Annotated in this window: 14 protein-coding genes; 6 read left to right on the top strand and 8 right to left on the bottom strand. The window is 39.7% G+C overall.

Translation table 11 applies throughout. The features are described 5' to 3' along the window. Position 1 precedes the first annotated feature (1 nt). Together KZC02_RS07000 and dacB are read right to left on the bottom strand one after the other, a co-directional pair. Positions 2 to 1018: a hypothetical protein gene (locus KZC02_RS07000; protein WP_221393442.1), complete on the bottom strand. Its 1017-nt coding sequence runs from the start codon at positions 1016 to 1018 to the stop codon at positions 2 to 4. Positions 1019 to 1104: 86 nt separating this feature from the next. Continuing rightward, positions 1105 to 2574, bottom strand: coding sequence for a D-alanyl-D-alanine carboxypeptidase/D-alanyl-D-alanine-endopeptidase (gene dacB / locus KZC02_RS07005; protein ID WP_221393443.1), 1470 nt, complete (start codon positions 2572 to 2574; stop codon positions 1105 to 1107). Between the two features lie 276 nt (positions 2575 to 2850). Here dacB and KZC02_RS07010 point away from each other — a divergent pair, with 276 nt between their 5' ends. The 6 genes from KZC02_RS07010 (at position 2851) to KZC02_RS07035 (ending at position 8850) form a co-directional block, all read left to right on the top strand. Next, positions 2851 to 4275 (top strand): MBL fold metallo-hydrolase RNA specificity domain-containing protein, encoded by a 1425-nt coding sequence (locus KZC02_RS07010; protein WP_221393444.1) that lies wholly within the window; start codon positions 2851 to 2853, stop codon positions 4273 to 4275. Between the two features lie 35 nt (positions 4276 to 4310). After that, positions 4311 to 5264 (top strand): acetyl-CoA carboxylase carboxyltransferase subunit alpha, encoded by a 954-nt coding sequence (locus KZC02_RS07015; protein WP_221393445.1) that lies wholly within the window; start codon positions 4311 to 4313, stop codon positions 5262 to 5264. 84 nt (positions 5265 to 5348) lie between these two features. Further along, positions 5349 to 5984, top strand: coding sequence for an HAD family phosphatase (locus tag KZC02_RS07020; protein ID WP_221393446.1), 636 nt, complete (start codon positions 5349 to 5351; stop codon positions 5982 to 5984). Then, entirely contained in the window at positions 5974 to 7167 is a 1194-nt protein-coding gene (locus KZC02_RS07025; protein WP_221393447.1) for a site-2 protease family protein, read from the top strand. The genes KZC02_RS07020 and KZC02_RS07025 overlap by 11 nt, the downstream gene beginning before the upstream one ends. Before the next feature lie 27 nt (positions 7168 to 7194). Continuing rightward, on the top strand, positions 7195 to 7764 hold the full coding sequence (locus KZC02_RS07030; protein ID WP_221393448.1) for a 1-acyl-sn-glycerol-3-phosphate acyltransferase: 570 nt from the start codon (positions 7195 to 7197) through the stop codon (positions 7762 to 7764). An 81-nt stretch (positions 7765 to 7845) separates the two neighbouring features. After that, positions 7846 to 8850: a phosphotriesterase gene (locus tag KZC02_RS07035; protein WP_221393449.1), complete on the top strand. Its 1005-nt coding sequence runs from the start codon at positions 7846 to 7848 to the stop codon at positions 8848 to 8850. A gap of 177 nt (positions 8851 to 9027) precedes the next feature. Here the strand turns inward: KZC02_RS07035 and KZC02_RS32840 are convergent, their stop codons facing one another. From KZC02_RS32840 to KZC02_RS07060, 6 genes are all read right to left on the bottom strand, one after another. After that, positions 9028 to 9633, bottom strand: coding sequence for a HAMP domain-containing sensor histidine kinase (locus tag KZC02_RS32840; protein ID WP_310590417.1), 606 nt, complete (start codon positions 9631 to 9633; stop codon positions 9028 to 9030). A 5-nt stretch (positions 9634 to 9638) separates the two neighbouring features. Then, positions 9639 to 10307, bottom strand: a complete 669-nt coding sequence (locus KZC02_RS32845) for a hypothetical protein (RefSeq protein ID WP_310590418.1) — start codon at positions 10305 to 10307, stop codon at positions 9639 to 9641. A gap of 2 nt (positions 10308 to 10309) precedes the next feature. Next, a complete protein-coding gene (locus KZC02_RS07045; RefSeq protein WP_221393450.1) occupies positions 10310 to 11683 on the bottom strand; it encodes a sigma-54 dependent transcriptional regulator in 1374 nt (457 codons plus the stop codon). Between the two features lie 130 nt (positions 11684 to 11813). Next, positions 11814 to 12227 (bottom strand): putative toxin-antitoxin system toxin component, PIN family, encoded by a 414-nt coding sequence (locus KZC02_RS07050; RefSeq protein ID WP_229254048.1) that lies wholly within the window; start codon positions 12225 to 12227, stop codon positions 11814 to 11816. After that, a complete protein-coding gene (locus tag KZC02_RS07055; RefSeq protein WP_221393451.1) occupies positions 12224 to 12445 on the bottom strand; it encodes a hypothetical protein in 222 nt (73 codons plus the stop codon). The genes KZC02_RS07050 and KZC02_RS07055 overlap by 4 nt, the downstream gene beginning before the upstream one ends. A gap of 173 nt (positions 12446 to 12618) precedes the next feature. Then, a complete protein-coding gene (locus KZC02_RS07060; RefSeq protein ID WP_221393452.1) occupies positions 12619 to 13785 on the bottom strand; it encodes an ABC transporter permease in 1167 nt (388 codons plus the stop codon). Between the last annotated feature and the right edge of the window lie 68 nt (positions 13786 to 13853).

Here is a 13853-nt window from a genome sequence, read left to right on the forward strand (position 1 = left end):
ATTAAGCCTTAACTATCCGTCTGCCAAAATGATACATTTTCAATAATTGTTTTTTGATATTGAATTTTTGTATTCGCAGGCTGGAGAGAATCTGGTATTTTAAATTTAAAGTGACATTGATGTTATAATTTTCAAGAAGATAATTTAATGCGTTTTTTTCACTCAAATCATAATTATCTGCTTTGGAATAAGCCTGAATTCCCTGGCCGATCGGATTAAACATGGAGTGAATGGCATAATTTTCAAGTATAAAATGCTGAAACTGAAATCCGTCATTGACCATCTGATGAAACCAGCCTGTACCTAAATCTGCGGTAAATCCCCAGTTTCCGCCAAAACAAACATTTTTTGCAAAAGGCAATGTCGTTTTTCTGTAAATTTCCAGCCTGATCATACAGGCATATTCATTCAGCCTGCATTCAGGAAGTGGGTGCACCCTGCCCGTTTCGAGCACTTCAATATCCTTTGCTTTTCTAGGCGTATTATATTTTTCATGCAGAATGATCGCCTCCGCCTGATCAGGAACATATTCCTGAAATTTAAAACCATTACATAAATCAGCAAATGAGGCCGATGCCGGACATGACCAGCATTGTCCGATTGAACCGGTTCCTGCCAGCTTGTTATTCTGTCCGTATAGCGGAAACATCTCCCCTATCATATCACTATGAAAGACCATATCATTATGCATGATAAAAAGATATTCACCGGATGCGTTTTCCAAAGCATACTGATATGGAATGGACCAACGGTAATCCTTATCCGTTTTTACCCTTTCATAGTCCAGCGTATCCAGATCATAAAAATATTGGGGATAATACAGCTCAACCAGAATTAAAGGTTTGATGGCCTGAATTACTTTAAAAACATCTCCATATGTATCAAACGGCTGTTTTTTCTCAACAGTGATAAAAACTTTATTGATATGCTGACGGCTATATTTTAATAATGATAAAATAGAAATGATTGTCTGATAAGGTTTTCCAAAATAGATTACACAGATATCTGCCTTTTTCATAGTTCAGGTTGAGCAAACAATTAATCATTCGTTACTAAAAGTTAAATTATTACAAAAACTATAAATAATTTACAAAATCTTATTTTTCACAGTGCTGCCATCAAAGCCATTAACCTGACTAATTCTTCCGAAACAACACGGTTGCTGCCCGGCTGGTATTTATGTGCAATAATAGCAAAGCTCAAAAGCTCGCCTGAACGTGAAGTAACATAGCCTGCATAAGCACGGGTCCCTTCAATGGAACCGCTTTTAGCTCTCACATTACCGGAAGCTTTTGTTCCTTTGCCCAAATTACGCACTGTTCCTGTTTGCCCCAGAATTGCAATGCTTTTATAGAAATCATTAAAACTGGTTTCTTTGCTTACAGCACTTAAAATATCTGTCATGTTCTGAACGGTAACCGAACCTGACGGAGAAAGGCCGCTTCCATCCTTAATAAAAAAACCTCTTAAATCAGCCCTGCGTGTTATCCAGTAATCCGACATTGCTTTTGCGGAAGCATCGTATTCCGAATTTCCCGTCAGCCGTTTTCCTATTTGTTTTAGAAAAGTATCTGCATATAAATTAATGCTCCAGAGATTTGTTTGCAGGCATAATTCGCGTAACATGGGTGACTTATATTCGTCGAGAATTTTCCTTGGACTTAATAACGGAATGGGTGTGCCAGATAATTCATTTCCACCAACAACCGGAATCTGAAAACTTATCAGGGTTTCTTTTAAAGCAAAAGCTATATACTCCGATGGGTTCGGTATAGAACCTTTTACTGAAAATGTGGTAAAACCCAACGGAACAGTTCCGGTTAGCAAAACATTATTACCAAGAGGATCACTGTAAATGACAGTCTGATCACCCGAACCTTTTTCTCCCGTGGTTACCTGGTTTTTAAAAAACAAGTACGATATAGCCGGTTCAATTCCCAGATAAGCCGCAGGATCGCCCGGTTCAGTGCCCGGCTTGAATTTGACTTTATACTGATTTTCATTAAAATTTAGCCCCCGAACGCCCGCTCCATAGTAATTTCCCAAATCAGCCCATATCCAGCTGTCAGCTAAGGATTGTCTGTCGAAAAATGACGCATCACCAATAACCTGTCCTTTGATATATCGGATTCCGGCTTTCGAAACAGCCTCTGCCCACCTCTTTACCAATTCTGACGCGATTGGATACCCTTTAAAACGATCGCTTCCCAAAGACGGGTCTCCGGAACCACGAATATAAATATTGCCAGTTAAAGTGTCACCGCTGATCGTTCCGTCGTATTCAAGAAACGTTTGGAACCGGTAATCGCCTCCCAATACCGACAACACGGTTGCAGTGGAAACCAATTTTAAAATGGAAGCAGAAGGAAGGGAACGCTCCTGATTTAATGCAAAAACAGGTTTTCCTTCTTTAACAGTCTTTAAACTGACTGCCAGTGAACCGTTTCGGAATATTTCACTGTTTTGTAATTCTAAGACAGCGTCGCTAAAATTAGTTAGAGCCAGGCTATCAACAGATTGAGAAAAACCAGCATAACAAAAATGAATAAAAAACAGATTTAAAAGGAATTTCATATAAGAGTGAAATGGCAGGATTACCTGCTAAAATGAAAGATTCAGTTCTAAACTAATAAGTAATCACTTATACTCCGTCCCTTTTTTGATACTTTTGTACAAAATTAATAAGGATATATAAATAAGGACGTGTTAAATAATTGATAATATTCAGAATTTGACTTCCATCCATAATTAATTATTTGATTTTCCATTATTATAAACAAGATTTAAAAACAGTACAGATTTTTCCAGAAGAGAAAAATCAGGATATAGATATTCACCCCATTTAAAAGTATGAAATTGACATTTTGGGGAGCTGCACAACAAGTTACTGGTAGTATGTTCCTGTTGGAATCGGACGACTACCGTATTTTAATTGATTGCGGTTCAGATTTTGATTTAGATGAGATAGGTAAGAAAACCCGTTATGATGAACAAAAAAGTGTTTTTCCTTTCGATGCAAGTTTAATAAATACAGTACTGCTTACCCATGCCCATATTGACCATTCAGGCAATATTCCTAATTTATTCAAAGAAGGATTTGAAGGAAGAGTTGTTTGTACCGAACCTACTCTGGCACTTACTGCGCTACTATTAAAAGATGCAGCCAACTTACACCAAAAGCGGCTCAATGCCCGCAATGGAAGTAATAACAAGAAGAAAGGAAAAAAGAAAAAGGATCTTCCAAGAGATTACTTCGTTGAAAAAAATGTCATAGAAGCACTCGAAAATTTTGTACCTGTCTCTTTTGGACAGCGTTACAGGATAGCAGACCATGTGGCTATAACCTTTTACACAGCAGGGCATTTGCTTGGTGCCGCACATATTGTTGTAGAAATTACAGAAAACGGCGAGAAGAAAAAAATATGCTTTTCAGGAGATATAGGCCGTAGCAATTATCCGTTGCTAACAGACCCGCAGGACGTACCCCAGGTTGATTATCTGATCTGCGAGACCACCTATGGTAACCGGGTTCACGAAAACACAGATTCGCCTTCGGATGCACTGGCTGACGTAATTAAACGTACTTGTATTGATATTCCGGGACGGCTCATTATCCCGTCTTTCAGTGTGGGCCGGACACAGGCTTTGCTTTTCACACTTAACAAAATCTATACAGACCATTCTTTTCCAAATCTTAAAGTATTTTCGGATAGCCCTTTGGCACATAGCAGCACGAAAGTGTACCAGAAACATGTACGCCTGCTGAATAAGGAAGCGCGCACTTTTCAGGATGACAATGATATGCTTTTCGATTTTGATAACCTGATCTATCTGGAAAGCTCGGATGCAAGTAAGGCTATTTCAAATTACAATGAACCTTGTATCATCATTTCTTCTTCGGGAATGGTGCAGGGCGGCCGGGTTGAGCATCACGTTGAGGCTAATATTGGTAATCCCTATGCTACGATTCTCATGGTTGGGTATGCCTCAGAAGGAACGCTTGGATGGAGGCTTTTGAATGGACAAGATACCATTTCAATTCGTGGTAAACAGTTGCCTGTCTTGGCTAATATTGAAAAAATTGACGTATTTAGCGGCCACGGAGATCAGAATGATTTAATAAAATTTGTAAAAATGCAGGATCCGGACAAACTTAAAGGAGTTTTCCTGGTTCATGGAGAACAGCAAAGTATGGCTGATTTCCAGGGCAAAATTAATCAATTGGGCTATAATACGGTAGAAATACCATTGCGGGGACGCACTTACGAATTGTAACCCACAAAAATTAGCTCACAAACCAGAACCTAAAGATGAGAACATACCTGGATTTCGAAAAACCTATGGCCGAGCTCGAACGTAAGCTCGAAGAAATGAAAACATTAGCGTCTGAAAATAATGTGGATTTTTCAGGTGCCATTTCCTTATTGGAAAATAATATAACAGATCTTCGGAAAGATATATTTGAAAATCTTACCCGGTGGCAGCGTGTTCAATTATCGCGCCATCCAGACCGCCCTTATACTCTTGATTATATTGAGCGGATTTGTGATGAATTTATAGAATTGCACGGCGACCGCCAGGTCAGGGATGATCCGGCGGTTATCGGCGGACTTGCCAATGTTGGCGGACAGTCATTTATGCTCATTGGACAGCAAAAAGGACGTAATACGAAACAGCGCCAGCATCGTAACTTCGGAATGCCAAATCCGGAAGGTTACAGAAAAGCGTTACGGTTGATGAAACTTGCTGAAAAATTCAATAAACCTATCGTTACGCTGATTGATACACCGGGCGCGTTTCCTGGTATGGAAGCAGAAGAACGCGGACAGGGTGAAGCCATTGCTCGCAACCTGAAAGAAATGTTTATGCTGAAAGTACCTGTCATCTGCATCGTTATTGGTGAAGGTGCTTCTGGTGGTGCATTAGGCCTGGCTATCGGTGACCGTGTACTGATGTTGGAAAATACCTGGTACTCTGTAATTTCACCTGAAAACTGCTCGGCTATTCTTTGGCGCAGCTGGGATTTTAAAGAACAGGCAGCAGAGGCAATGAAAATGACTGCCAAAGACATGAAGGCCAATAAACTAATTGATGGAATTATTGCTGAGCCTCTTGGTGGCGCACATCTGGATCATGATTGGATGGCCGGTGAATTGAAACGTGTAATTCTTGAAAATATAAAAGAGCTTTCCAAAATGTCTGCTGACAAACGAGTGGATCAAAGAATTGAGAAATTCTGTGCAATGGGTGTTGTCGTAGAATAACGAAGGAGGGGAAAGGGAGGAAGGGTTAACGGGCTTTTGGAATTACGTTTTAAAGCTAAACGCCAAAAGCTAAAAGAGCTAAATATGAAAAACGACAAGATTAAAAATATCATTTTCGATTTAGGTGATGTAATCCTGAACATTGATGTTCCGGTTGCATCGCTTTCTTTTGCTAAGCTTAGCGGCAGGGAACAGCAGGAAATCCTTGATTTATTTAAAGAAAAAGATCTTTTCCGTCAGTTTGAAACCGGACAGCTTGATGAAAACGGGTTTAGAAATTATATCCGGGAAATACTGGTATTCCCTGACTGGACGGATGAAATGATTGATACCGCCTGGAATAGCCTGTTACTTGACATCCCAAGTGAAAGGATTGAATTACTCCAAAATTTAAGAAAGCATTACAAATTATTTTTACTCAGCAATACCAGTTCTATTCACATTACACAAGTAAACAAAATTCTGGAAGCGGCTACCGGGATTAAAAAACTGGATGAACTTTTTGACAAGGTCTATCTTTCCTACGAAATGGGATTGATGAAACCCGCCGCCGGCATTTACCAGCAGGTGTTGGACAAGGAAGGCCTTGTTGCTGAAGAAACACTTTTCCTGGACGATAATCTGGCAAATATTGAAGGAGCCGCCACTTTGGGTATAGAGACGATTCACGTCCGTAAGCCAACCACTATACTGGAATATCTAAAAGACTATGCAGTCTAATACAAGGACGTACGTAATTCAGGCCCTGCTTTTTATTGTAACAGTTATTACCACCACAATGGCAGGAGCCGAGTGGATGTACGGCAATATTTTCTCGTTTATTTTCGACTTCATTCAATTTCTTGGTGACGACAGGCCGGAAATTAAAGCGGCTTCTTTAAAAGCTATGGGCTGGCCACAATTTGTAAGCGGGTTTCAGTTTTCATTGCCTTTCCTGGCTATTCTAACCATTCATGAATTCGGTCATTATTTTGTTGCAAAAGCACATCAGGTTAAAGTTACTCTTCCCTATTATATTCCTCTCTGGTTTGGAATTTCGCAAAGTATAGGCACAATGGGTGCATTTATTCGGATTACATCGGTCGTACGTTCACGCTTAAAGTTCTTTGATATTGGAATTGCAGGTCCCCTAGCAGGCTTTATTGCAGCATTAGTTGTTTTATGGTACGGTTTTACACATTTACCACCACCCGAATATATCTTTTCTATTCATCCTGAATACGCCCGATACGGACTGAATTATCCACAGTTCGTGTATGAAAAAGCAGCAGGCAATATAACTTTGGGTGATAACATGCTATTCTGGTTCTTTAAAACATATGTTGCAGATCCGGCACGACTTCCTCATGCATATGAAATGATTCACTATCCTTTTATTTTTGCAGGATATCTGGCTCTTTTCTTTACATCGCTAAATCTGATCCCAATCGGCCAGCTTGATGGCGGGCACATTTTATACGGATTGATTGGCAAGAAAAAATTTGATGTTGCGGCTCCTGCGTTGTTTGGAATATTTGTTTTTTACGCCGGTCTTGGGCTTTTTAAAGCAGAGTCATTCGCTACCGGTGCAGATGAAATATTCTATAACCAGTTGCTTTATCTGGCTATTTACATTTACTTTTTGTACATCTGTTTTAGAAGAGCTTTCGAAACGCAAATGACTGCATTGATGGTGGCATTAATCATCGTTGTAGGCCAGTTTGCCGCATCTTACATCCGCCCGGACTTGGAAGGATACTCCGGCTTTTTGCCATTTATCTTTATCCTTGGCCGATTTTTAGGAGTCAAACATCCAGAAACGGAAGATAATACGCCACTTGACCTGCCACGTATTATTCTGGGGATTGCTGCGTTAATTATTTTTATTATATCATTTAGTCCGAAGCCATTTATTGAAATCTAGTCCGGCTTTTATTGTCAATATTATTTCATGTTAAGAGCAATTACCGCCTTTTTATTTCGCGCTGCCGGATGGAAAATCATAGGAAAGCCTCCTGTTGAAATCCGCAAAGCTGTTTGGGTCGGGGCTCCACATACTTCGAACTGGGATTTTATTGTTTGTCTGGGAGGGCGTGCTGACATGGAAATCAATATTGGATTTTTAGCTAAAAGCCAATTATTCAAATGGTATTCCGGTTGGCTTTTTCGAGCATTGGGCTGTTATCCGGTTTATAGAAATAAAGCCACTAATATGGTGGACACCGTTTCTGACATGTACAAGCAATATGATGAACTGCACATTGCCATTACACCCGAAGGAACCAGAAAAGATGTAGATAAAATTAAAACGGGTTTTTATCATATTGCCTTAAAAGCCAATGTGCCGCTCATTTTAATTGGTTTCGATTATGTCCGAAAAGCAGTAGTTGTCAGCGAGCCCATTTATCTCCAGAATGATTATCAGAAAGATATGAAGGTCATTTACGACTTCTATCTTACGATTGAGGGCAAGCGCAAAACCTGGATAAAAAATTACGAGGAAACGGGAATGATTGTTTGAAAAAATTGTTTTTTGAATGCGATATCCGTGGCACTGGGTTAATGGCAAATTCATGTATTGAACTTATCAAATTTCTTGCTCATGATCACTCGCCGGCAATTTCTTCAAACATGCATTGCCACTCCGTTAGCAACACAATTTTCCAATAATACTGGTGAAAAAATCTTCACTGTAAGTGGTATTATTAATCCAACCGATTTGGGAAAAACCTTGATCCATGAACACGTACTTGTAGATTTTATTGGTGCGGATAAAATCAGTCCTGATCGCTGGGAACACGACGCAGTTATCAAAAAAGCACTTCCATATCTTTTAGAAATTAAAGCCAGAGGGTTTAAGAGTGTTGTCGAATGTACGCCTGCTTATATTGGTCGTGATGTGAAGTTATTACAAAAACTTTCAGAACAGTCCGGACTACATATTCTTACAAATACCGGCTATTACGGCGCATCTGATAACAAATACCTGCCAAAATGGGCTTTCACAGAAAGCGCAGAACGATTGGCGGAACGGTGGATCAAGGAATTTAATAATGGTATTGATGGCACTTCTGTAAAACCAGGTTTTATAAAAACCGGCGTTAATCCCGGTACATTATCAGAATTACATCAAAAATTAATTAAAGCAGCCGCTGTTACACATTTACAAACCGGATTAACTATATGCTCTCACACCGGACCTGCCCTTCCTGCATATCAGCAACTGGACATATTGAAAGCAAACGGCGTTGATCCAGCTGCATTTGTTTGGGTGCATGCCAGCGGAAGTGATGAAGATTTTATAAAAATTACCAAATCGGGGTGCTGGATTAGTCTGGATGGAATTGGAGAAGATTCTATGGACAAAAATGAAAAGACCATTTCTCTTTTGAAATCTAATGGTTTATTGGATCAGATACTGATTTCACACGATGCAGGCTGGTATAAACCGGGAGAAAAAGATGGCGGTGAATTCAAGGGATTTACAACAATTCCCGACCAATTTGTTCCTTTACTAAAAACCAAAGGCTTTTCAGAAAATGAGATCAACCAGCTCCTCATTGAAAACCCTGCAAAAGCTTTTACAATTAAAGTCAGAGGAATTTAGATTTTTAGACTGAATTTTTTACGACAGGATTACAGGATTTGCAGGATATTAGTTATACAGTTGTTTTTTCTTAAATCCTGTTAATCCTGTAATCCTGTCAAAAAAAACGTTATCGTGGCAGCGGAACACTGCGCCAAACCGCACGGCTTACGCTCCCATAACTCTGCGTTTAAACCATTAAAACACAATAACAAACTCGGTCCAGCCGTCATCATTGGTTTTCAATGAAAAATGGAAGCCATGATTCAGTAATATTTCCCGGCTCAATGTCAGACCAATTCCTTGTCCATCTGGTTTACTGCTGTAAAACGGGTTAAAAAGCTGATTGGATTCTAGTTGAGAAATGGGTTTGCCGTTATTCCTGATTACTAACTGATTTTCAGAAATCACAAGTTTTACAAGATTACCTGGTTCACACGACTGAACCGCATTTTTTATCACGTTCACCAAAACCTGTTCTATCTGGCCGGAATCAGCCTGAATATTAATTTCAGACATGGTTTCCATTTGCAAACCAATTCCATTTTCCCAGGCTAACGATTGCATAAAAATAACTACATCATGAACCAGCTTATTGAGCTGAATACTTTCCAAATTAGGTAATGGCAGCCTGACAACATCTGCAAAATTCCTCATAAACTTTGTCAGCCTTAGATTCCTTTCCGAAGCAATACGAAGTGCATCATTTAAATCAGTATACTCATCTGCAACCAGATAACTACGTGTGGTCTGAAGTATGGAATCGGTTGCACCCAATGTGTTATTTACTTCGTGCGCCATCATTCTGATCACCTTTCCATACGCTTTTTTTCTGAATTGAGCATTTCAGCTGTCAGCTCTTCAATCATCAAAAATGCCCTCCGGAATCCTTTATCCATAAAATGGGACCGCTGCACTTTAAAAGTTTCAATTCCATCTGTTTTAACAATTCTTGATTCGCCATCCTGCATATTTCCTAATTCGATGAGCAATGACAAATTGGTTTCTGCTAACTTTTTCCCTTTTAATATTTCCGAATCCTGTTTAAACTGCTCCCTTGCTTTTATATTCATGGATTCAATTTTATCATCAAAATCCAGGATGATAATTGAGATCGGTGAAGCTGCAATGAGTTTTTCCAGAAAAAAATGCTGCTCATTAAGCTTTGTTCTTTCTTCGCGCAACTGGTCGATCATTAAATTATAAACCTCAATAAGGGAATCAACCTCCCCTTTTCCGGTCGGGACAAATTTGATGGTAAAGTCCTTATCCTTAATCGCTTCTATACCCGATCTTACAAATTCATTAGGTTGCATAAAATTCTGATATATTCTGATGGATGCAGCAATGGAAAGCAAAAGAAAAATTTCGGAAGAAATAAACAGTATTTTATCCTGAAACAGGATTTTGTAAACCAGAAAAATCAGCACCAGATGGAGCGCCAGAATATAGGTAATATATTTGCTTTTGGTAGACACCCTCATAGATCCTCCGATTCGTAAGATATGCCGTATTTTTCCAGTCGCCGGTACAGTGCAAATCGTGTGATCCCCAGGGAACGCGCTACTTTTGAAACTTTATTGTGATGAAAATCCATTGCACGCCGAATCATCTGGTATTCCATTTCTTCCAGCGTAATTGTTCCTACCTCAGGTAATGTTTTGGTTAGAGTTGGCGCATTATTCGCATTTAAGTTTTTTTGAAAATCAGCTACATCCAGAGTATCCTGGCCGGAAAGCAAAACAGTTCGTTCTACAATATTTTTCAGCTGACGGATATTTCCCTGCAAAGGCAAAGTCTTCAACCATTTCGAAGCTGTTTTACTTAATTGCAAATCAGGCCTTTGATAAATGACTTTTAAATTATTAATGAAAAATTCAGCCAGTAATGGTATGTCATCCGGACGCTCGCGTAAGGCAGGTAGTTTGACAGTAATAAGATTTATCCGGTAATACAAGTCCTCCCTGAAAGTCCCGGCTGCTACCATTTCTTCCAGATTACGGTTGGTTGCACAAATCACGCGCACATCTACTGTCCGGCTTTTACTGCTGCCTAGTGGCTCAAAAGTACGTTCCTGTAAAACCCTCAACAATTTAACCTGGCTCGAAAGATCCAGTTCACCAATTTCATCCAGAAAAATAGATCCGCGGTCTGCCATTTCAAACCTACCTGCACGATCTGTTTTTGCATCCGTGAATGCGCCCCGTACGTGCCCGAACAATTCACTTTCAAATAGTGTGGAAGAAATCCCACCCAGGTTTACTTTAACAAACGGTTTCGATTTCCTTTTACTATTTACATGAATCGCCTCGGCAATCAGTTCTTTGCCAGTCCCGCTTTCACCTGTTATCAGTACCGGAGCATCCGTAGACGAAACACGCCCGACAGTTTCCAGTATTTCAAGAAGTTTGGCATCTTTGCCCACAATATTTTCAAACTGGTATTGCTGTTCCAGTTTACGCCGGTTAGCAGCCTGCGGCGCTTGTTCTTCGAGATTTAGAATCGTTTTTACAGATTGCAGCAGATAATCGTTTTGCCAGGGTTTGGTAATAAAATCCTTGGCACCTTCTTTCATACCCTGGACAGCGAGATCAATTGTTCCCCAACCAGTAATCAGTATGATTGGAATTTTTGGATTAAACTGACGGATTTTTTTCAATAAATGCATTCCTTCCTCTCCCGAAGTTTCAATTGAAAAATTGAGATCCAGTAAGATCAGCTCCGGTATTTCCTTTTTTAGTATTCCAAACGTGTCCTCCGGCGAACCCGCACCTCTGACGCTAAACCCTTCCTTTTTAAGTAAAAGAGCCAGTGAAGTTCGTATGGCTAAATCGTCGTCAACTATGAGGAGCATTTTTTGTTTTGTTTGCTGTAATGAAGGATTTCACGCAAAGTAGAAGAGAAAGAGCAAAGAGACGAAGAAAATCGGGCAATGTTTGCTTTTTACCTTCTCCGCGACCCGTTCTTTTATTCTAAGTGAAATTTTAAACTTCCTGACTGAAAAATTCCTTAAACTCCAACAAATTCAATATTTGAATTTTAGGAAAATCAAGTTGTTTCACTATATTAAAATGATTGTCCTCGGTAACGATACAAAGAGCTCCTGCTGCAACATAACAATCCACGAATTTGTCATCATCGGGATCAGCTTTAACTGCTAACCAACGATAACAACGGGTGATGTGAACTATATTTGGCAGATTATCGAAAGTGCTTAATATCAATTCTGATACAGAATGGCCCAGTTTTCTGTCAATAATTTCGGCGTATTCATCCAATATTTCACTCGTTACGCACAACGTTAATTTCCCTTCAAGAATAGCTTTGAAAATCCAGTGAGAAGCAGAGCGGCTGGAAATCGAAACCCATAAAATATTAGTATCTATAACAACCTTCAAAACGTGGTCGATTTACGGTTGTGTTCCTGTGAAAGGCGTTCTGTATCCGTAGATTTCCAGCCATTTTCGTCCCAGGTTTTATCAGCCATTTTTATCGCTTTTTCAGCAAAATAGCTTGCGAGCATTTTTCGAATAGCCAGAACATCTTCATCTGCAATTTCTCGTGAAAATACTCGCAGTAATTCAAGTTGAAGATTTGAAAAAGATTGAATTTCCATGACTTTAAGATTGTTTTTCAGTAGCAAGTTACAAAAATCAGATTGAATTAGTAAGAAGGAAAAGTTTCTCGGGAGTGCCGCCGCGCAACGTTTGCAATAAAAGATAAAAAACAAAGAGAAAAAGCAGCGATCTCTGCGTTAAACTCTCTGCTCCTGTGAAACATCTTAAGCTCTTACTCCTCATGCAAAGCCAACGCCGGATGAATCCTTGAAGCCTGCCGGCTCGGGTACCATGCACAAAGAGTTACAATTAAGAAAATAATAACGATTGCTGCTAAAATTGCGGTGATATAAATTCCGCTCGCAATGTCAAAAACATTCATGATCGGAAACTGAATGGCAAATAACAAGCCAATAATTAAACTTAGTGTAGCCAAAACCCATATTTCTCCCAGGAACTGAATCGTCACTTTCCCTTCCGTAGCGCCCATTGCCCGGCGCAATCCAATTTCATTTCTCCTTCTGGCAATTCCAAGATTGAGGATTCCAAATAATCCCAACGCAACATTGGTCAATAAAAACCCGCTTACAATCAGGAAGATAAGCACGGGTACCAAAGTTAATTTATGCCTGTTTTCGCGGGATTCTTTCAAGTAGCTCACTTCAATTCCCCAGCCTGGCAGCATCAGTGCAATATTTTTAACCAGCTCTGCTTCAAAATTTGCGTCGGTACCCGGTTTTGTTTTTATCAATATATTCGAATTCCAGCCGTCGTCTTTTGCCATCATTTGAAACAATGCAGGATTATCTGCCATAAATTCTCCCTTTGCTTTAAATTTATCTACCACACCGACCACTTTAAAATAATTTTTCCCGTCTTGAACAACAACTTTTCCAATCGGGTTTTCATTGAGAAAGAGCTTTTCTTTCATTTTATTATTGATCACAACAGGAGTGAATTTAGAAACCCTGTCAGCTTCTGTGTACCATTTCCCTGTCAACATTGACAAACCAAGAGTCTTAATTAATTCGCTGTCTGAATGGTAAAAATCTGCTCCGACATTCACCTTGTTGTAGGTTACAGCGTTGCCCATCTGGTTGGCTGAAAACGGTGTATTGCTGCTCATTCGTGTGGCCGACTCTACTTCCTTACTGGCCCGGACCTGTTGCAGGACACGCTGTAATTTAGCAGCGACTTCAACAGTATCCTGATTGTTGGCCAGATCCAGATTCCAGACTTGCTCGTATTCAAAGCCAATGGGCTGCAAATAATTATTTAAGTTATAAACGATAAGTGAAAGCACTCCAAAAAGCACCATAAATGATGCCCATATTTCGATGATCAGTAAAGAGTGTGACCCCTTTTTATTCCAGATCAGTTTAAATAAATGACGTAACATAGTAGTGAATGTTAAATGTAAAGAAAGAAGTGGTCAGAGCAGAGGGAAGAGGCTTAGGGCATGGGGCA

The organism is Dyadobacter sp. NIV53 (assembly GCF_019711195.1).
Classification (GTDB): Bacteria; Bacteroidota; Bacteroidia; order Cytophagales; family Spirosomataceae; genus Dyadobacter.

Excerpts from the sequence above, each read along its gene's own strand:
- KZC02_RS07000 (WP_221393442.1), bottom strand. The coding sequence starts at position 1,018 with ATGAAAAAGGCAGATATCTGTGTAATCTATTTTGGAAAACCTTATCAG.
- dacB (WP_221393443.1), bottom strand. The coding sequence starts at position 2,574 with ATGAAATTCCTTTTAAATCTGTTTTTTATTCATTTTTGTTATGCTGGT.
- KZC02_RS07010 (WP_221393444.1), top strand. The coding sequence starts at position 2,851 with ATGAAATTGACATTTTGGGGAGCTGCACAACAAGTTACTGGTAGTATG.
- KZC02_RS07015 (WP_221393445.1), top strand. The coding sequence starts at position 4,311 with ATGAGAACATACCTGGATTTCGAAAAACCTATGGCCGAGCTCGAACGT.
- KZC02_RS07020 (WP_221393446.1), top strand. The coding sequence starts at position 5,349 with ATGAAAAACGACAAGATTAAAAATATCATTTTCGATTTAGGTGATGTA.
- KZC02_RS07025 (WP_221393447.1), top strand. The coding sequence starts at position 5,974 with ATGCAGTCTAATACAAGGACGTACGTAATTCAGGCCCTGCTTTTTATT.
- KZC02_RS07030 (WP_221393448.1), top strand. The coding sequence starts at position 7,195 with ATGTTAAGAGCAATTACCGCCTTTTTATTTCGCGCTGCCGGATGGAAA.
- KZC02_RS07035 (WP_221393449.1), top strand. The coding sequence starts at position 7,846 with ATGATCACTCGCCGGCAATTTCTTCAAACATGCATTGCCACTCCGTTA.
- KZC02_RS32840 (WP_310590417.1), bottom strand. The coding sequence starts at position 9,633 with ATGATGGCGCACGAAGTAAATAACACATTGGGTGCAACCGATTCCATA.
- KZC02_RS07045 (WP_221393450.1), bottom strand. The coding sequence starts at position 11,683 with ATGCTCCTCATAGTTGACGACGATTTAGCCATACGAACTTCACTGGCT.
- KZC02_RS07055 (WP_221393451.1), bottom strand. The coding sequence starts at position 12,445 with ATGGAAATTCAATCTTTTTCAAATCTTCAACTTGAATTACTGCGAGTA.
- KZC02_RS07060 (WP_221393452.1), bottom strand. The coding sequence starts at position 13,785 with ATGTTACGTCATTTATTTAAACTGATCTGGAATAAAAAGGGGTCACAC.